Origin of the sequence: Streptomyces sp. WM6386, from assembly GCF_000972385.1 — a bacterium.
Taxonomy (GTDB): domain Bacteria; phylum Actinomycetota; class Actinomycetes; order Streptomycetales; family Streptomycetaceae; genus Streptomyces.
Map to the genome: position 1 here is coordinate 21078 of NZ_JXTE01000012.1, position 17357 is coordinate 38434.

Annotated in this window: 17 protein-coding genes; 9 read left to right on the forward strand and 8 right to left on the reverse strand. The window is 70.3% G+C overall.

Annotation, left to right across the window (positions count from 1 at the left end; genetic code table 11):
* Window positions 1-41: 41 nt before the first annotated feature.
* Window positions 42-440, forward strand: a complete 399-nt coding sequence (locus tag TN53_RS09830; protein WP_046258070.1) for a MarR family winged helix-turn-helix transcriptional regulator — start codon at window positions 42-44, stop codon at window positions 438-440.
* A gap of 13 nt (window positions 441-453) precedes the next feature.
* On the opposite strand, the gene TN53_RS09835 is transcribed toward TN53_RS09830, so the two are convergent.
* Together TN53_RS09835 and TN53_RS09840 are read right to left on the reverse strand one after the other, a co-directional pair.
* The gene (locus tag TN53_RS09835; protein ID WP_046258071.1) at window positions 454-1185 is read right to left on the reverse strand and encodes a maleylpyruvate isomerase family mycothiol-dependent enzyme; all 732 of its coding nucleotides are present in this window, start codon (window positions 1183-1185) and stop codon (window positions 454-456) included.
* A 144-nt stretch (window positions 1186-1329) separates the two neighbouring features.
* The gene (locus TN53_RS09840) at window positions 1330-2499 is read right to left on the reverse strand and encodes an MFS transporter (RefSeq protein ID WP_046258072.1); all 1170 of its coding nucleotides are present in this window, start codon (window positions 2497-2499) and stop codon (window positions 1330-1332) included.
* A 135-nt stretch (window positions 2500-2634) separates the two neighbouring features.
* On the opposite strand from TN53_RS09840, the gene TN53_RS09845 reads away from it, so the two are divergent.
* Complete coding sequence (locus TN53_RS09845) at window positions 2635-3255, forward strand: DUF6629 family protein (RefSeq protein ID WP_046258073.1); 621 nt, start codon at window positions 2635-2637, stop codon at window positions 3253-3255.
* 175 nt (window positions 3256-3430) lie between these two features.
* Here TN53_RS09845 and TN53_RS09850 read toward each other — a convergent pair whose 3' ends face one another.
* The 3 genes from TN53_RS09850 to TN53_RS09860 are packed head-to-tail and all read right to left on the reverse strand — an operon-like array spanning window position 3431 to window position 6308.
* Window positions 3431-4393: a nitronate monooxygenase gene (locus tag TN53_RS09850; RefSeq protein WP_046258159.1), complete on the reverse strand. Its 963-nt coding sequence runs from the start codon at window positions 4391-4393 to the stop codon at window positions 3431-3433.
* Window positions 4394-4428: 35 nt separating this feature from the next.
* A complete protein-coding gene (locus TN53_RS09855) occupies window positions 4429-5295 on the reverse strand; it encodes a sugar phosphate isomerase/epimerase family protein (RefSeq protein WP_046258074.1) in 867 nt (288 codons plus the stop codon).
* The gene (locus TN53_RS09860) at window positions 5292-6308 is read right to left on the reverse strand and encodes a Gfo/Idh/MocA family oxidoreductase (protein WP_046258075.1); all 1017 of its coding nucleotides are present in this window, start codon (window positions 6306-6308) and stop codon (window positions 5292-5294) included. Before TN53_RS09860 ends, TN53_RS09855 begins: the two co-directional genes overlap by 4 nt.
* Window positions 6309-6615: 307 nt before the next feature.
* On the opposite strand from TN53_RS09860, the gene TN53_RS09865 reads away from it, so the two are divergent.
* Window positions 6616-7611 (forward strand): LacI family DNA-binding transcriptional regulator, encoded by a 996-nt coding sequence (locus TN53_RS09865; protein ID WP_046258076.1) that lies wholly within the window; start codon window positions 6616-6618, stop codon window positions 7609-7611.
* Window positions 7612-7629: 18 nt separating this feature from the next.
* On the opposite strand, the gene TN53_RS09870 is transcribed toward TN53_RS09865, so the two are convergent.
* On the reverse strand, window positions 7630-8043 hold the full coding sequence (locus tag TN53_RS09870; RefSeq protein WP_046258077.1) for a VOC family protein: 414 nt from the start codon (window positions 8041-8043) through the stop codon (window positions 7630-7632).
* Between the two features lie 182 nt (window positions 8044-8225).
* Here TN53_RS09870 and TN53_RS09875 point away from each other — a divergent pair, with 182 nt between their 5' ends.
* Window positions 8226-9704: a glutamate--cysteine ligase gene (locus TN53_RS09875; protein ID WP_046258078.1), complete on the forward strand. Its 1479-nt coding sequence runs from the start codon at window positions 8226-8228 to the stop codon at window positions 9702-9704.
* 7 nt (window positions 9705-9711) lie between these two features.
* Here TN53_RS09875 and TN53_RS09880 read toward each other — a convergent pair whose 3' ends face one another.
* Window positions 9712-10812: a Gfo/Idh/MocA family protein gene (locus TN53_RS09880; protein WP_046258079.1), complete on the reverse strand. Its 1101-nt coding sequence runs from the start codon at window positions 10810-10812 to the stop codon at window positions 9712-9714.
* The gene (locus TN53_RS09885) at window positions 10782-11492 is read right to left on the reverse strand and encodes a ThuA domain-containing protein (RefSeq protein ID WP_046258080.1); all 711 of its coding nucleotides are present in this window, start codon (window positions 11490-11492) and stop codon (window positions 10782-10784) included. The genes TN53_RS09880 and TN53_RS09885 overlap by 31 nt, the downstream gene beginning before the upstream one ends.
* A 209-nt stretch (window positions 11493-11701) precedes the next feature.
* Between TN53_RS09885 and TN53_RS09890 the strand changes: the two genes are divergently transcribed.
* The 5 genes from TN53_RS09890 (at window position 11702) to TN53_RS09910 (ending at window position 17352) form a co-directional block, all read left to right on the forward strand.
* Window positions 11702-13882 carry an RICIN domain-containing protein gene (locus TN53_RS09890; RefSeq protein ID WP_046258081.1) on the forward strand — a complete coding sequence of 727 codons (2181 nt, stop codon included), beginning with the start codon at window positions 11702-11704 and terminating at the stop codon, window positions 13880-13882.
* A 93-nt stretch (window positions 13883-13975) separates the two neighbouring features.
* Entirely contained in the window at window positions 13976-14875 is a 900-nt protein-coding gene (locus TN53_RS09895) for an SCO3242 family prenyltransferase (protein ID WP_046258082.1), read from the forward strand.
* Window positions 14872-15732 carry a sugar phosphate isomerase/epimerase family protein gene (locus TN53_RS09900; RefSeq protein WP_046258083.1) on the forward strand — a complete coding sequence of 287 codons (861 nt, stop codon included), beginning with the start codon at window positions 14872-14874 and terminating at the stop codon, window positions 15730-15732. Before TN53_RS09895 ends, TN53_RS09900 begins: the two co-directional genes overlap by 4 nt.
* A gap of 49 nt (window positions 15733-15781) precedes the next feature.
* Window positions 15782-16498 (forward strand): EboA domain-containing protein, encoded by a 717-nt coding sequence (locus TN53_RS09905; protein ID WP_046258084.1) that lies wholly within the window; start codon window positions 15782-15784, stop codon window positions 16496-16498.
* On the forward strand, window positions 16498-17352 hold the full coding sequence (locus TN53_RS09910; protein ID WP_046258085.1) for a TatD family hydrolase: 855 nt from the start codon (window positions 16498-16500) through the stop codon (window positions 17350-17352). Before TN53_RS09905 ends, TN53_RS09910 begins: the two co-directional genes overlap by 1 nt.
* Window positions 17353-17357 lie beyond the last annotated feature (5 nt).

A 17357-nucleotide genomic window follows, 5' to 3' on the forward strand; every position in this document is an offset into this window, starting at 1 on the left:
ATTACGGTGCAATAATTTCGCCTCTCTGCTACGGTGCGCCCATGGCGGCGAAGAAGGCCGAGCAGACGCTCGTGGACCAGTGGCGGGACATCCTGGCGCTGCATGCGCGCACCCAGTGCGAGCTGGACCGTGCGCTCCACCAGCACGGCCTGTGCGCCAGCGACTTCGAGGTGCTCGACGTCCTCGCCGACGAGCGGCGCGCCACAGGCGGCGACTGCTCCTATCGCGTCCAGGAGATCTCCGACCGGGTCCATCTGAGCCAGAGCGCGCTGTCGCGACTGATCGCCCGGCTGGAGAAGGACGGACTCGTCGAGCGGGGCATGTGCTCGGAGGACCGGCGGGGCGTCCGGGTGGCGCTCACGCCGAAGGGGCGCACGCTGCACGGCGAAGTGCTCCCGTTGCAGCGTGCGGTGCTGACGAAAATGCTGGCCTCGGACTGATCGGGGCCGGGTCTCAGATCCCGGACGTCGTGCGCCACAGGTCGGCGAGAGAGTCGTCACCGGTCACGCGGGGGAACGGCACGCGATTCCACAGCGACAGGTACAACTGCGCCGCGTGACCGGTGATCTCACACTCCGCCTCCCCCTCCGCGGTCCGCTCGGCCGCGGGCGGCTCCTGGGACAGTCGTACGGTCCACACGGCATCCTCGGTGTCCGTCGCCCGGACCCGCAGTACCCGGGGCAGCTCGCTGCGCACCCTGCTCCTGGTGCGGGCGTGGAAGCCGGTCAGCAGCTCGTCGATACCGTCGGCGGCGAACTCCGGCGCGATGACGCTCGGCGTGCCGCCCCGCGCGGACTCCGCGTCGAAGCGGTGCACCGCGGTCTCGTGCGCCTGCCTGCGCGCCCAGAACGCGAGCGGCGAGGGCGCCGGCAGGAACTGCCAGCACTGCGTGTCCGGATCGGCCGAGGTGAGGATGGACACGAGGCGCCGGTGCCCCTCACGGAACCACTCCAGGAGCTCGGCGTCGTCGAGGTCCGGCAGACCTCCGAAGGGGCGCGGGGAGGTGTGCGCCTCGGTGACGTGCGCCCCCGCCCAGCGGTGCACCGCCCCTGTGTGCCGCACCAGATCCCGCACCTGCCACTCCGGGCAGGTCGGCACCTTGGCGCCCGTACCGGCCTGCTCGGCGGCCGCGGCGAGCGACTTGCCCTCCTGGTCGAGGATGCGGATGAACTCGGCAGTTTCCATGGGGGTGAGTGTGCCGCATGGAGCGCGGTCGAAGGGGCGGCCCGGCGGAGCACCGAGCAAGTCGTCCGAGTCCCGAGAGAGTTGGGGCGAGGATCTGGTCGGTGACCGTCACCTCATCGAACTCGACCTACGAGCGGACGGCCCTCAGGCATGACGTCGTGTGAGGAACCCGATGGCGGCTGCCATGGCGGCGAGGGCGGCCACGCTGGTGAGGGCGAGGGGAAGGGAGAACCAGTCCGCCATGAAACCGATCGCGGGTGGGCCCAGGAGCATGCCGCCGTAGCCGAGGGTGGAGGCGGTGGCGACGCCGGTGGGGCCGGCGAGCGTTCCGGCCCGTTCGATGGCGACCGGGAAGAGGTTGGCGAGGCCGAGTCCCGCGATGCCGAAACCGAGGAGCGCCGCCCACAGTTCGGGGGCGAGCGCGCCGAGCAGCATGCCGGCCGCCGCGGTGGATCCGCCGACGATCACGGTGCGGGTGCGGCCGAGACGCTCCAGCAGTGTCGTGCCGGTGAGCCGGCCGACGGTCATGGTGAGGGCGAAGCAGGAGAAGCCGACTGCGGCGACACCGGGGGAGGTGTGGAGGTCCTCCTGGAGATGCAGCGCGCTCCATTCGGCCATGGCTCCCTCGCCGTACGCCGTGCAGAGGGCGATCAGCCCGAAGACGACCACCAGCCCACGGGTCCGCCGGTCCAGTCGGCGCGGGGCGCTGCCCGCTCGCGGTTGCGTCCGGTCGGGCGGCACGGGCGGTGCGATCCGCAGCAGCGCGCGTCCGGCCACGGCCGTCACGAGGAGGCCGATGACGGTGAGGCCGAGCAGATGACGGGTGGGGGAGAGGTGTGCGGCGACCACTCCGCCGAGGCCGGCACCCACCATGCCGCCGAGGCTGAAGGCCGCGTGGAAGCTGGGCATGATGGGGCGCTTCAGGGTGGTGACCAGGTCGACGGCGGCGCTGTTGAAGGCGACGTTGATCCCGCCGTAGGCACTGCCGAAGATCAGCAGCACGGCGCCGAGGGCCGGCGCGGAGTGGGTGAGTGGGGGCAGGGCCACGCTGAGGGAGAGGAGTACGGCACAGACGACGGTGACCTGGTGGTTGCCGTAGCGGCGGCACAGGCGGCCGGTGAGCGTCATCGTGATGACGGCACCGGCGGAGACGCCGAGGAGCGCGAGGCCGAGGGTGCTGGCGGTGGCGTGGGTCTGCTCCTTGATGGCGGGGATGCGGACGACCCAGCCCGCGAAGATGAAGCCGTCGAGGGCGAAGAAGACGGTCAGGACGATGCGGAGTCGGCTGAGTGCGTTCCCCTTGTCACCCGGCACGTCGTTGTGCGTTCGGGTTTTGTTTATTAGCGGCACAAAGTCAGGCTAGGTGGGGTGGCGTGCTGGGGCAAGGGCATGCGGTTCGGCTTCGGCTTCCGGTGTGCGACTGTGACGGATCGTTGTCATGGTGGTGCCATGTGCTGGAGTGCGACGGCCGATCTCGTTGCCGGTGCCGGGATCGCCGGCGTCGGTGTGGCCTGCGTGGCTCGGGTACGCAGGGTCGGTGATCTTCCGATGGCCTCGGTGCCGTTGCTGCTCGGTGCGCATCAGCTGATCGAGGCCCGCGTCTGGCAGGTCGATGGCGGGACCGGGCCCGCCACCGTCGTATGGGCGGTGATCGCCCTTCCGCTCCTGGCGGCGTGGGTGCCGCTGGCCGTGCTGTGCGCGGTACCGCGGCGGGCGTGGGGCCGGCTGGCGGTTCCCGTGGTGTGCGGTGTCGTGACCGCCGGCGTGATGGCGTACGCCATCGCCACCCGGCCCGTGCGTGCGGAGATCCGCGGTCATACCGTCGGCTACGTCCTCGGGCTGCCCCACACCGAAGTGCTCATCGCGGGCTATCTGCTCGCCACGGTCGGCGCCCTGCTGCTCTCCGGTGACCGCTGGCTTTTCGGATTCGGGGCCCTGGCGGCGGTGGGGGCGCTGGCGTGCTGGGCGATGTGGCGGCTGGAGTTCGTCTCGACCTGGTGTGCGTTCGCGGCGGTGTGCTCGTTGGTGGTCTTCGGGTGGGTGCGTCGGCGGTCGGCGTATTCCCCTTGAGCGTGGTGGTGTTGCTACCGGGATCGGTGATCCTGCCAGCGGGAGAGGCCTGGTCGGTCCCGGTGCCCGTGGCGCAGGGTGGGTTCATGAACACCGGTGAGCCGTCACAGCTCCGCAGCCGTGTGACACCACTGCGCTGCCTCAAGGGAGACATGTACGTACCGAGCAGGACCGGTCAGCGGCCCGCCGCTCTCGCCAGAGCCGCTTCGGCTTCGGCGGCGAGGGCGGATACGAGTGCGGTCGCGGGAGGCAGATCGGTGACGAGGTCCACCGCCTCGCCCGCCCAGATCGGCGACGGGGGTACGGCGCCGCGTGCCACGTCGGCGTCGTAGGCCCGGCGGGCAGCCGCGGGATCCGCGGCGAGTTCGGCCTCGCGGCCCCGCCATCGGTCGAGGTAGGTGTGTCCGAGGGTGCGAGCCGTGTATTTCGAGGGCCATCGGGAGCTTCGGGCGATGTCGAGGATGCGGTTGCGTTCGGTGTCCTGCCCCCGTCCCCGGACCAGGGCCTCGGCGACCGAGGGATCGACGAGCGCCTCGGCCGTGGCCTGGAAGCGGGTTCCGATCAGCGCCCCGGCGGCCCCCAGGGCCAGGGCGGCAGCCACCCCCCGGCCGTCGGCGATGCCGCCGGCCGCCAGCACCGGCACCGGTGCCACCAGATCCACCACGACCGGCACGAACGGCAGCGTGGACCGCCCGTGCCGGGCGCCGTGTCCACCGCTCTCGGTGCCCTGCGCCACGATGACATCGGCGCCCAGGTCCACCGCCTGCCCGGCCTCCTCCAGGTCGGTGACCTGGAGGAGCACCGCCACACCGGCCTCGTGGACCCGGTCGACGAACGGGCTCGGATCGCCGAAGGAGAACATCACCGCGGCGGGGTGGTGTTCCAGGACCTGATCGACCGCGCGCAGCTCGGTCGCCCAGGTCTGGAACCCGACGCCCCACGGTTCCTCGACATCCGCCAGGATCGGCAACTCCCGGGCCAGCAGAGCCGGATGCCCGCCTCCCGCCCCCAGCAGCCCGAGCCCGTTACCGCGCGAGACGGCCGCGGTGAGCGCACCGCCCGCCGAACCGCCCATGGGAGCAAGGGCGATGGGATGCCGCACACCGAACAACGTCGTGAAAGCCGTCGACAACGTCATGCGCGGCATCGTCTCATCCATCACGCACCGCCCCCCTAGGAGGCGAGCTCCTTCGTGATGCGGTCGAGCATGAACGCCGAGGACTCGTGGGCGCGTTCCTCCCAGGCGAAGACGCAGGCGGTCGCGACGCCGTCGAAGTTCAGGTCGCGCAGGGTGGCGAAGAAGGCGTCCCAGTCGACCTCGCCCTGACCGATGTCGAGGTGCTGGTGGATACGGGCGGTGGTGCCGGGCGGGTTGAGGATGTAGCGAAGCCCGCTGGAGCCCTTGTGGTTGAAGGAGTCGGCGATGTGCACATGCTGGAGCTTGTCCCCGGCGTAGCGCATCATCGCGGCGATGTCGGCGGTCGGATCGGCCCCTGACAGATGGAAGGAGTGCGGCGCGCAGTACAGGTAGTTGACCCACGGCTTGTTGAGGGCGCGGACCAGGTCGACCGCGGGGGTGTTCTCCTCACAGAAGTCGTCCGGGTGGGCCTCCAGGTTCAGAGCGATGCCTTCCTGCTCGAACACCGGCAGCAGCTCCTCCATCGAGCGCCAGAACGCCGCCTCGCTCTGCGCGGCGCGCTCTGGGCGGCCGTTGAACTCCGAGTTCATCAGCGGGCATTCGAGGTCGGCGGTGATCTCGATCATCCGCTTCCAGTAGCGGACGGCCGTCTGACGCTCGCTCTCGTCCGGTGACGACCACTTGTAGAGCGGCAGGACCGAGGACAGCTGAACGCCGTGCGTCCGCAGGGAGTTACTGAGCTGGGCGATCCGCTCGTCGTCGGCCCGCGGGTGCAGGAAGAACGGCATGAAGTCGTCGCGAGGCGACAACTCGATGTAGTCGTAGCCGAGTTCGGCCACCGTGCGCACCATGTCGTCGATCGGCAGGGCGCGGAACATGTACGGGTCGAGGGTGATCTTCACGCGGCACCTCCGTAGAAGGCGGGACGGGGCTTGAGGTCGGTGGCGACGACATGGCCCGACTCCAGGGCCTCGACGGTCGCGCTGGTGATGGCGGTGGCCGCGTAGCCGTCCCACGCCGAGGGACCGCTGGGTTCCATGGCGGCGGCGATACCCGCGATCCACTCACGGAACTCGGTGTCGAAGGCGTCCGCGAACCGGCCCACCCAGTCCGTGAGCACCTCCGTGCTGTGCCGGCCCGCACTGCGCAGACCGACCGCCGCCGGGTCCGGCAGCCGGACCAGACCCTCCTCGCCCACGGTCTCGCACTGGATGTCGTAGCCGTACTGGCAGTTGACGAAGACCTCCAGATCGACGCGTACGCCCTTGGCTGTCTCGAAGAGCATGATCTGCGGGTCCTTGAGGTGAGCGAACCGCTTGCTCGTGGCGCGCGGTGTGATCACCTGGGTGGAGACGATCTCGTCGTCGAGCAGCCAGCGCAGCACGTCCACCTCGTGCACCGCCGTGTCCAGGGCGGCCATCGAGGAGGTGTACGACTCGGGAGCGGTCGGATTGCGGTGGGCGCAGTGCACGATCAGCGGCTCACCGATGCGGCCCGAGTCGATGACCTGCTTCATCCGCCGGTAGCCGGCGTCGTAGCGGCGCATGAAGCCGACCTGGACCAGGCGGCGGCCGTGGGCCTGTTCCGCCTCGATGATCCGCAGACAGTCCTCGGCGCTGGTGGCCAGGGGCTTCTCGCAGAACACCGGCTTGCCCGCGGCTATCGCGTTGAGCACGTGCTCGGCGTGGGTGGGCCCCCACGAGGTCACGAGGACGGCGTCCACCTCCGGAGAAGCGATCAGGGCCGTGCCGTCGGGCAGCACCTGGGCGCCGACCGGTGCGGCCGCCTCCGTGGCGCGGGCAGCGTCGATGTCGGTCACCGCGGTGACCTGGGCGCCCGTGACGGTCTCGGTGAGACGCCGGATGTGCTCCTTGCCGATCCAGCCGGCGCCGATGACACCTACACGTACAGTCATGATCGTTTCCCAACTGGTCCTGAACCAGGAGAAGCGCGCCCGGAGTTCGCTTCGAGGGGTTAGGGCGCGTCCCTTGGTCCCGGGGACCTAGAGCTTCACGAAGGCGAGCGAGAGGACACCGGCCGCCACGAAGAGTGCTTCCCTTGCTGTCGCGCTCTACTAGCGCGCTCTAGTACGAGTACGATGATCCCTGTCCAAATGTCATGTCAATAGCTTGTCGCCGGGAGATTTCTCGGGAGCCCGCTAATGTGGGCGCCGTCGGAGGGTGGGTTCACAGGTGGATGCATCGGGCAGGCAGCGGCCCACGATGGCGGACGTCGCCGAGAAGGCGGGAGTCTCCCGGGCGCTGGTCTCGATCGTGTTCCGCAACCAGCCGGGGGCGAGCGAGGAGACCCGGCAACGGGTGCTGCGGGTGGCCGACGAGATCGGCTACCGGCCGGACAGCGCGGCCCGGTTGCTGGCCCGGGGGCGCAGTCGCACCATCGGCGTGATGTTCACCGTGCACCAGACCTTCCAGACGGATCTCATCGAGGGGATCTACCCGGAGGCGGAACGGCTCGGCTACGACGTGCTGCTCTCCGCCACCGCCCTGGGCCGCAGCGAGGAGAAGGCCGTCGAGGCGCTGCTCGGCCACCGCTGCGAGGCGGTGATCCTGCTGGGACCCGACGCCGAGCCCGCCTATCTCGAAGAGCTGGGGCAGCGCGTGGTCACCGTCTCGGTGAGCCGCAGGGCGCCGCGGGCCCGTGTGGACTTCGTGCACAGCGCGGAGGGCAAGGGTGTCCGGCAGGCCATGGATCACCTGGTGGAACTGGGCCACCGGCGGATCGTGCACATCGACGGTGGCCGTGGTCCCGGGTCGGCCGACCGGCGCCGTGCCTATCGGGCGGCGATGCGCCGGCACGGGCTGGAGGCGGAGGTGCGGGTCGTCGCGGGCGAGCACACCGAGCAGGCCGGCATCGAGGCCGGCCGGCTGCTGGTGGCGGAGCGCGACCAGGGCGTGCCCCTGCCGACGGCGGTCCTGGCGGGCAACGACCGGTGTGCCATGGGCCTGTTGATGGCGCTGACGCGGGCCGGCGTGGAGGTTCCGCGCGACATGTCCGTCGTCGGCTACGACGACAGCCACCTCTCACACCTCATGCCGATCGGGCTGACGACCGTACGCCAGGACGCCGTGCTGATGGCGGAGCACGCGGTGCGGTTCGCCGTGGAACGGCTGGAGAGCCCGGAGCTGGAGCCGCGGGAGGCGGTGCTGGATCCCAAGCTGGTGATCAGGGGGACCAGCGGGCCCGCCCCGCGGGGGTAGGGCGGGCACCGGTCTCGCTCAGCCCTGTGGCTCGCTGATGTTGACCATCCACGGGATGCCGAAGCGGTCCGTGCACATGCCGAACACATCGCCCCACATCTGCTTGTCGAGCGGCACGGACACCGATCCGCCGGCCGAGAGCTTTTCCCAGTAGCCGCGCAGCTCCGCGTCGTCTTCGCCGCTCAGGCTCACCGAGAAGTTGGTGCCGGGGGTGTGTTCCATGCCGGGCGGGGAGTCGGCGCCCATGAGGGTGAAGCCGCTCGGGGTCTCCAGCATGCCGTGCATGATCTTGTCGGCCTCGGGGGAGTCCGGCTGGCCGAAAGAGCCGTAGGTGTTGAGAGCGAGGGTGCCGCCGAAGACCTCCTTGTAGAACTCCAGCGCCTGTCGGGCGTCTCCGTCGAAGCTGATGTAGGGATTGAGTCGCGAGCCCATGAAACCCTCCCGGAACGGGGCAAAGAATCGGTAGTCCGGAGGGTAGCCCGGGGCACTGACAACGGCATTCCGGGCGGGCGGGCCGGCCCCTGCGGTGCTCCCTCGCCCCTTGACTGTCCCGGGCGCGTCCGAGGTGCGACTCTGGGACGAGAGACATCCGCCGAGGGGACTCGGAGGGCACGATGGGACGTGATGTGCCGGCCCTGGTGTTCACGCGGGAGGACCGCCGTCGGTACCGGGACAAGATGCACACCTGCCTCGATGTGCTGGCGCAGATGCTGCGCGAGTCGGGGTTCGAGAGTGAGCGTCCGCAGGTCGGGCTGGAGATCGAGCTCAACCTGGTGGACGACGACGGGCTGCCGGCGATGCGGAACACCGAGGTGCTCCAGGCGATCGCCGACCCGGCCTGGTCGAGTGAGCTGGGGCGCTTCAACCTGGAGATCAACATCCCGCCCCGTGAGCTGACGGCCGGCGGCCCCGGTGCCTGGGAGCAGTCGATCCGCGACGCGCTCAACCACGCCGAGGAACGTGCCTCGGCCGTGGGCGCGCATCTGATCATGATCGGCATCCTGCCCACCCTGGGCGAGGCGGACGTCGGCGAGCACGCCCTGTCCGGTGATCCGCGGTACCGGCTGCTCAACGAGCAGATCTTCGCGGCACGGGGCGAGGACCTGCGGATCAGGGTGGACGGCGTGGAACGCCTGGCGATGTACGCCGACGCCATCACGCCGGAGGCCGCCTGCACCAGCACCCAGTTCCATCTGCAGGTCGCGCCGAAGGAGTTCCCGGACTACTGGAACGCGGCCCAGGCCGTCGCGGGCGTACAGATCGCCCTGGCGGCGAACTCGCCCTACCTCTTCGGCCGGGAGCTGTGGCGCGAGACCCGTATCCCGCTGTTCGAGCAGGCCACCGACACCCGTCCGCAGGAGATCAAGGCGCAGGGCGTGCGGCCCCGGGTGTGGTTCGGCGAGCGGTGGATCACCAGCGTCTTCGACCTCTTCGAGGAGAACGTGCGCTACTTCCCCGCCCTGCTGCCGGTGTGCGACGAGGAGGACCCGCAGGAGGTGCTGGACGGCGACGGAGTGCCGGAGCTGGGGGAACTGACACTGCACAACGGCACGATCTACCGCTGGAACCGCCCCATCTATGCCGTCACCGACAGCGGACCGCATCTGCGCATCGAGAACCGGGTCCTGCCCGCCGGACCCACCGTGGCCGACATCATCGCCAACGGCGCCTTCTACTACGGCCTGACCCGCGCGCTGGTCGACGAGGACCGGCCGGTGTGGACGCGGATGTCCTTCTCGGTCGCCGAGGAGAACCTCCACGCGGGGGCCCGCGACGGCATCGACGCCCGTCTGTACTGGCCCGGTGTCGGCGAAGTCCCGGTCACGGAACTGGTGTTGCGACGGCTGCTGCCCCTGGCCCACCGGGGCCTGGAGCTGGCCGGCATGGACGCGGAGTGGCGCGAACCGCTGCTCGGGATCATCGAGCAGCGCTGCGTCAGCGCCCGCAACGGCGCCCTGTGGCAGGTGGAGACGGTCCGTCAGATGGAGAAGGAAGGCATCCACGACCGCCAGGAGGCGCTGCGGCGGATGACCTCGACCTACATGGACTACATGCACCTCAACGCGGCCGCGCACACCTGGCCCGTGGACTGAGAGCTTCTCAGCTCCTCCAGTCCCGGGCGGCCGTCAGCGGCACGGGGGCCGGCGGCTGCGTCGAGGTCATCAGCTCGATGCGCCGGCCCTCCGCCGACGAGCGGAGCAGCGCGGTCATCGTCTCCAGTACGTGCAGGGCGAGTTCACCGCCGGCGCGGGGGGCCCGCTGTTCGTCGGCGGTGACGAAGTCCAGCAGGCCGATGCCCCGCGTGCCGTCGACGTAGCCCGCCGAGGGCGGGAGAGTGCGCCACTGGGTGCCGCCGAGCTCGAAGAGGCGTACCTCGCCGTCGAAGTGGTTCGGGTCCGGCACCGTGAGGGTCCCGGTCTCGCCGTGGACCTCGATCGGTGCGGCGGTCGTGGTCACGCCGTCGAAACTCGTCGTGATCGTCGTCAGTGTTCCGTCGGTGTGTTCGAGCACTCCGGAGACATGGCTGTCGACCTCGACCGGGATCCGCTCGCCCGCGCGGGGGCCGGATGTGATGACGCGCTCGGTGCGCAGCCGGCTGGACGCCCCGGTCACGGCCCGCACCGGGCCCAGGAGATGGACCAGGGAGGCGAGGTAGTACGGGCCCATGTCCAGGAGGGGGCCGCCTCCGGTGGTGTAGTAGAAGTCCGGGTGGGGATGCCAGCGTTCGTGCCCCGGGGTGATCATCACGGCCGAGGCGAACAGGGGGCGTCCGATGCTCCCCGCCGTGACGGCCGCCCGAGCCGTCTGGATTCCGGTGCCCAGGACGGTGTCGGGTGCGCACCCCACCCCCACGCCCGCCTTCGCGGCGGCCTCCAACACGGCGTGGGCATCGGTGAGTTCGGCGGCCAGCGGCTTCTCCCCGTAGACGTGCTTGCCGTTCGCGATCGCGCCGAGGGCGATCTCGGCGTGGGCCGCGGGGACGGTGAGATTCAGGACCGCGTCCACGTCCGGGCTGCTCAGCAACTCCTCGACGGTCAGCGCCCGGACGCCGGGGAACTCGGCGGCGACCGCGGCCGACCGGGCGGCGTCCAGGTCGGCGACCGCGGTGACACGGACGGCCGGGTGGCCGGCGAGTGTGTCCAGATAGGCGCGGGAGATGACGCCGAGACCTACGACGCCGATGCGGTGCGCGTCGCCCACAGCATGCCCCTCTCGATGACGGTACGGACGTTGGGGTTCTCCAGCACGTCGAGGCTGTGACCCGGTGTCGTCACGACGATCCGCCCGGCGCCCCACTGCCGGGTCCAGACCGCCGGCACGGTGACGGGCCGGTGCCAGGGCTGCCAGGGCCGGGCCGGATGGGTGGTGGTGGCCAGTACGTCGATCAGGTCGTCGTGGAGCACCCAGTACTGCTCGGTGGTCAGCTCGAAGTCATCGAGGCCCGCGGTGACGGGGTGTTCGCGGCCGAGTTCGGTGAGGGTGACGGTGTGCGGCAGGAAGTTGTCCGACTCGTCACCGCGACGCTCGCACGGCTCCTTGCCGGGGTGGGTCGCGAACTGGCCGCCCACCAGGTGGAGATAGTCGGAGGAGGCGCGGAAGGAGTCGGCGATGCCGCCGTGCCAGCCGGTGAAGCCGGTGCCGGCCACGACCGCCGCGCTCAGCCCCGCCAGTTGCTCGGAGGTGATCTCCGACATCGTGACGCACTGGACGACGAGGTCGGTGTCCGCCAACTCGGCGGTGTCGGCGTAGACATCGGTCGACTCCTCGACTCGAACGGCGTATCCGTTGCTTCGCAGGAAGGGCACGAACAACTCCGTGGCCTCGACCGGCCGGTGCCCCTCCCATCCGCCTCGGACCACCAGGGCCTTCTTCTGCGTCATCTCGATCCTTTGCCCAGCCGGTGAACAGCGCCTTCACTATGCGCCAATCGCCCGCTCCCACGAAAGAGTTGCCGGGTTCCGCGAAACTTTCGGCGGGTGGGCACCCGGAAAGGCGGTGGTCTGTACCAAACCCTTGACATGTCCATACCTCACTTCTTAAATCACGCAGTGAACTAAGTCGCCGCCCCCCACCAGAAGCGGATGAAGACATGCTCCGACGACTCCCGAGACCATCCGTCGCTCTCGCGGCCACGGCCGTCATCGCCTCGACGCTCACCGTCCTGCAGCCCACCGAGGCGGTCGCCGCCCCGCCGACCGGCTGGACCACGGTGGTGAACAGCGGCAGCGGCAAGTGCCTGGACGCCCGGTCGGCCGCGACCGTGAACGGCACCGCCGTGCAGCAGTACGCCTGCAACAACAGCACCGCCCAGCAATGGAGCTTCACTTCGACCAGCGACGGCTACGTACGGATCAACAACCGCAACGACGCCGCGCAGGTCGTGGACGTCAGCGATGTGTCCACGGCGGACAACGCGGCCGTGCACCTGTGGACGTACGGCGGCGGCAACAACCAGCAGTGGCAGGCCGTCGACGAGGGCGCGGGCGCGTACCACTTCGTCAACCGCAACAGCGGCAAGTGCCTCGACGTCCCGTCCGCCTCCACGGCCGACAGCGTCCAACTGGTGCAGTACACCTGCAACGGCACGGCCGCCCAGCGCTTCCAGGTCGCACCCGTGAGCACCGCGCCCGGGGATGTCGACCTCGGCCCCAATGTCGTCGTCTTCGACCCGTCGATGCCGTCGGCCACCATCCAGAGCCGGCTGAACCAGATCTTCCAGCAGCAGGAGACGAACCAGTTCGGCTCCCAGCGCTACGCGGTCATGTTCAAGCCCGGCACCTACAGCAACGACGTCAACGTCGGCTTCTACACCCAGGTCCTGGGCCTCGGTCAGTCACCCGACTCGGTCACGATCAACGGCGCCGTGCATGTGGAGGCCGACTGGTTCCCGCCGCAGAACGCCACCCAGAACTTCTGGCGCGGCGCCGAGAACCTCTCGGTCAACCCCACCGGCGGCACGGACCGTTGGGCGGTCTCGCAGGCCTCCGGATACCGGCGTATGCATGTCCGCGGCAACCTGGAGCTGAGCGACGGCGGTTGGTCCAGCGGTGGCTTCATGGCCGACAGCAAGATCGACGGCCAGATCCGCTCCGGCACCCAGCAGCAGTGGCTGACCCGCAACTCCCAGCTCGGCAGCTGGACCGGCGCCAACTGGAACATGGTCTTCGTCGGCAGCCAGGGCGTCCCCGGCAACAGCTTCCCCAACCCGCCCTACACCACGGTGAACCAGACCCCCACGGTCAGGGAGAAGCCCTTCCTGTACGTCGACGCGGCGGGCGCCTACAGGGTGTTCGTCCCCTCCGTACGCACCAACTCCTCGGCCACCACCTGGGCGAACGGCAACGCCGCGGGCACCTCGCTCGGCATCGACCAGTTCTACGTCGTGAAGCCGGGCGCGACCGCCGCACAGATCAACGCGGCGCTGGCCGAGGGCAAGAACCTCCTGGTCACCCCCGGCGTCTACCACCTGAACCAGACCCTGCGGGTGACCCGCCCCGACACCGTCGTCCTCGGGCTCGGCCTCGCCACCTTCATCCCCGACAACGGCATCACCGCCATGACGGTCGCCGACGTCGACGGAGTGAAGCTCGCGGGCGTCCTCTTCGACGCCGGCACCACCAACTCGCAGACCCTCGTGGAAGTCGGCCCGTCCGGCGCCGCCACCGACCACTCGGCGAACCCCACCTCATTGCACGACGTGTACTTCCGCGTCGGCGGCGCGGCCGTGGGCAAGGCCACCACCAGCCTCGTCGTCAACAGCGACGACGTCATCGGCGACCACATGTGGATCTGGCGCGGCGACCACGGCAGCGGCATCGGCTGGAACACCAACACGGCGGACACCGGGCTGGTGGTCAACGGCGACGACGTGACGATGTACGGCCTGTTCGTCGAGCACTACCAGAAACACCAGACCATCTGGAACGGCAACGGCGGCCGCACGTACTTCTACCAGAACGAGATGCCCTACGACCCGCCCAACCAGGCCGCCTGGATGAACGGTTCCACCCAGGGCTACGCCGCCTACAAGGTCGCGAACTCGGTCACCAGCCACCAGGCCTACGGACTCGGCAGCTACTGCTACTTCGACGTCAACCCGAGCGTCACCGCAGAGCACGCCTTCGAGGTCCCCAACAACACGGGCGTCCGCTTCCAGAACATGGTGACCGTCTCCCTCGGCGGCACCGGCACCATCCTGCACGTCATCAACGACCGGGGAGGCCCCTCCAACTCCTCGACCAATGTGGCGAATCTGGTGAGCTACCCGTGAGGGGAACGCCGGGCCCGCCCTGCACATGAATTCTTCACAGGGTCGAGAGTAAGAGGATGTCCAAGACTGGAGCGTTGGGCGTAGGGTCCGATCATGGACGGCCCCAACAACCGCAATTCCTCCCCCCGCCTCGCTGATCTGGCGCAACTCGTCCGTCTGCCCGCAGCGTTGAGCGTGCCCGGTGACGTGCTGGCCGGGGCCGCCGCGAGCGCCGGGGCACCGCCGCCCCGCATCCTCGGCACGATGGCCTCGTCCATCGCCCTCTACTGGGCCGGGATGGCGCTCAACGACTACGCGGACGCGACCGTCGACGCGGTGGAGCGCCCCCAACGCCCCGTACCCTCCGGGCGAGTCGGGCGCCGCACCGCGCTCGCCACCGCCTGCGCACTCACCGCCGCCGGGCTCGGCCTCGCCGCCCTGACCGGCGGGCGGCGGGCGCTCGGTGTGGCGCTGCCGCTGACCGGACTGGTGTGGGCGTACGACCTCGGCCTCAAGTCCACCCCGGCCGGCCCCGCCGCCATGGCGGGCGCGCGGACGCTGAACGTCCTGGCCGGAGCCCAGCCGGGACACAGGGCGTCCGCACTGCCGGCCGCCCTGCTGGTCGGCGCGCACACCTATACCGTCACGGCGCTGAGCCGTCACGAGGTGTCCGGCGCCCCGCGTGAGGTGCCCGCCGCCACGCTCGTCGGCAGCACCGCGACCGCCGTCGCCGCCGCGGTACTTCCCGGCATACGAAGGCGCGGTGGGACCGCGCGGATCGGCGCGGCCCTGGGAGCGCTCGCCTACCTCGCCTCGTACGGCACCGCCCAGGCCCGCGCGGCACGCGAACCGTCCGCGACGAACGTGCGGAACGCCGTAGGCACCGGGATCATGTCGCTGATGCCCCTCCAGGCGGCGCTCACCGCGGGCGGCGGGAGAGCGGGGCTCGCCGGAGTCCTCGCCGCCGCGCATCCGCTGGCGCGCAGACTCGCGCGGAAGGTGTCGCCGACATGACCCCGATATCCGGGCCTCCGGACCGGCTCCGGTACGGGTTCGGCACCAACGGCTTCGCCTGCCACCGCCTCGACGACGTACTGACCGTCCTCGCCGACCTGGGCTACGACTCCGTCGGCCTCACCCTGGACCACGGACACCTCGACCCGTACGCCGCCGACCTGTCCCGCCAGGTCGACCGGCTGGCACGGCGGCTGGATCAGCTCGGTCTCGCCGTCATGGTGGAGACCGGAGCGCCGTACCTCCTGGATCCGTGGCACAAGCACCACCCCACCCTGATGTCCGATTCCGATGCCGGGCGGCGCGTCGACCTGCTGGCGCGCGCGGTGCGCATCGCGGCCGATCTCGGTGCCCCGGCCGTCCATCTGTGCAGCGGCCCGGCGCCACGGGGCATGCCCGAGGACGAGGCCTGGAAGCGGCTGACCGCGGGCTGCGAAGAGGTCCTGGAGATCGCCGGTGAGCACGGTGTGGCCCTGGGCTTCGAGCCCGAGCCGTACATGTTCGTCGACACCGTGCAGCGCGTCCTGGACCTGCGGCGTCGGCTCGGCGATTCCGACCTGTTCGGCATCACCCTGGACATCGGGCACGCCCACTGCGTGGAGGAGCCTCCGCTGCTCGACTGCGTCGCGGCGGCGGCGCCGCACCTGGTGAACGTGCAGATCGAGGACATGCGGCGCGGGTTCCACGAGCACCTCGAACCCGGTGCGGGCGAGATCGACTTCCCGCCCGTCCTGGCCGCGCTGAAGGCCTCCGGCTATCTCGGGCCGGTCTCGGTGGAGATCCAGGGCGCGTCCCTGGACGCGCCCGACGTCGCCCGCCGCTCCCTGGAGTTCCTGAAGGCCGCCGAGCCGTCCTGAGGCCGCGCCTTCCTCCGACATCAGCGCACCCGAACAGGAGAACTGTGCCGTGGACTCGCACATATCCACTGCCCTCGACCGACAACTCACCCCCGACGCGCAGCTCTGGCTGACCGAAGCCGTCGCCGGCGTCGGACAGGACCCCACAGCCGTACGCACCGTCTTCCCGGCCGTCGGCCGACGCTGCGGGCGCGGCCCCCTCGTCCCCGGCTGGACGGTGGCCGACGCCGCCCGCGCCCGGCTGCTCGCGGCCCTGCCACTGCGCGGAGCCGAGCTCGCCGAGGAGGTCACCGCCCTCCACCGGTACGGGGACGCCGCCGAACAGCGGGCGGTACTGCGTTCGCTGGCCCTGCTGGAGAAGGTGGATCCCTCCTTCGCCGGCCTGGGCCTGCCGCTCGTCCACGCGGCCCTGCGCGGCAACGACACCGGCCTGATCGAGGCGGCCCTCGGCCCGTACGCCGCACGCCACCTGGACTACGACGGCTACCGGCACGCCGTACTGAAGTGCGTCTTCTGCGAGATACCCCTCGACCGGATCGCCGGACTGGACGAGCGCGCGGATCGCGAACTAGCCCGCATGCTCGCCGACTTCGCCCATGAGCGGGTCGCCGCCGGCCGGGCCGTCCCCGCGGACGTCTGGCCGGTCCTGCGGGCCCACCCCGGCACGCTGGAGGCCTCCGGGCTGCCCGCCGAAGCCGACTCACCCGTCCCCGCCCGCCGAACCGCCGCCGAACGGGCCCTCGCCGCTTTCACCGGAGCCGCATGATGCGCATCCTCGACCCCCATATCCACATGACCTCACGCACCACCGACGACTACGAGGCCATGTACGCCGCCGGCGTCCGCGCGGTGGTGGAACCCTCCTTCTGGCTCGGACAGCCCCGCACCTCGGTGGAGAGCTTCACCGACTACTTCGACGCACTGCTCGGCTGGGAGCCGTACCGCGCCGCACAGTTCGGCATCCAGCACTACTGCACCATCGCCCTCAACCCGAAGGAGGCCAACGACCCGCGCTGCACCGGCGTGCTGGACCTCCTGCCGCGCTACCTGGCCAAGGACCGCGTGGTGGCCGTCGGTGAGATCGGCTACGACTCCATGACCCCCGAGGAGGACGAGGCCCTGGCCCGCCAGCTCCGACTCGCCGTCGAGCACGAGCTGCCCGTGCTGGTCCACACCCCGCACCGCGACAAGGCCGTCGGCACCCGCCGCACCCTCGACGTCGTGCGGGAGTCCGGCATCCCGCCCGAGCACGTCCTCGTCGACCACCTCAACGAACTCACCGTGGGCATGGTCGCCGACAGCGGCTGCTGGATGGGCTTCTCCATCTACCCGGACACCAAGCTGACCGAGGACCGCATGGTGCGCATCCTCCAGGAGCACGGCACCGAGCGGATGCTCGTCAACTCGGCCGCCGACTGGGGGCGCAGCGACCCGCTCAAGACCCGGAAGACCGCCGACGCGATGCTCGCCACCGGCTTCGACGACGACACCGTCGACCAGGTCATGTGGCGCAACCCGGTCGCCTTCTACGGGCAGAGCGGCCGCCTCGACCTTGAGGACGTCAAGGCCGACGACACGGCCCTCTTCGAGGGCAACTCGATCAAACGCGGCGGAGAGTGACCCCG

Coding starts and splice junctions, on each gene's coding strand:
- TN53_RS09865 (WP_046258076.1), top strand. CDS start 6,616: ATGGCGGACGTCGCCGAGAAGGCGGGAGTCTCCCGGGCGCTGGTCTCG.
- TN53_RS09845 (WP_046258073.1), top strand. CDS start 2,635: ATGTGCTGGAGTGCGACGGCCGATCTCGTTGCCGGTGCCGGGATCGCC.
- TN53_RS09910 (WP_046258085.1), top strand. CDS start 16,498: ATGCGCATCCTCGACCCCCATATCCACATGACCTCACGCACCACCGAC.
- TN53_RS09890 (WP_046258081.1), top strand. CDS start 11,702: ATGCTCCGACGACTCCCGAGACCATCCGTCGCTCTCGCGGCCACGGCC.
- TN53_RS09885 (WP_046258080.1), bottom strand. CDS start 11,492: ATGACGCAGAAGAAGGCCCTGGTGGTCCGAGGCGGATGGGAGGGGCAC.
- TN53_RS09875 (WP_046258078.1), top strand. CDS start 8,226: ATGGGACGTGATGTGCCGGCCCTGGTGTTCACGCGGGAGGACCGCCGT.
- TN53_RS09900 (WP_046258083.1), top strand. CDS start 14,872: ATGACCCCGATATCCGGGCCTCCGGACCGGCTCCGGTACGGGTTCGGC.
- TN53_RS09830 (WP_046258070.1), top strand. CDS start 42: ATGGCGGCGAAGAAGGCCGAGCAGACGCTCGTGGACCAGTGGCGGGAC.
- TN53_RS09860 (WP_046258075.1), bottom strand. CDS start 6,308: ATGACTGTACGTGTAGGTGTCATCGGCGCCGGCTGGATCGGCAAGGAG.
- TN53_RS09870 (WP_046258077.1), bottom strand. CDS start 8,043: ATGGGCTCGCGACTCAATCCCTACATCAGCTTCGACGGAGACGCCCGA.
- TN53_RS09835 (WP_046258071.1), bottom strand. CDS start 1,185: ATGGAAACTGCCGAGTTCATCCGCATCCTCGACCAGGAGGGCAAGTCG.
- TN53_RS09895 (WP_046258082.1), top strand. CDS start 13,976: ATGGACGGCCCCAACAACCGCAATTCCTCCCCCCGCCTCGCTGATCTG.
- TN53_RS09850 (WP_046258159.1), bottom strand. CDS start 4,393: ATGACGTTGTCGACGGCTTTCACGACGTTGTTCGGTGTGCGGCATCCC.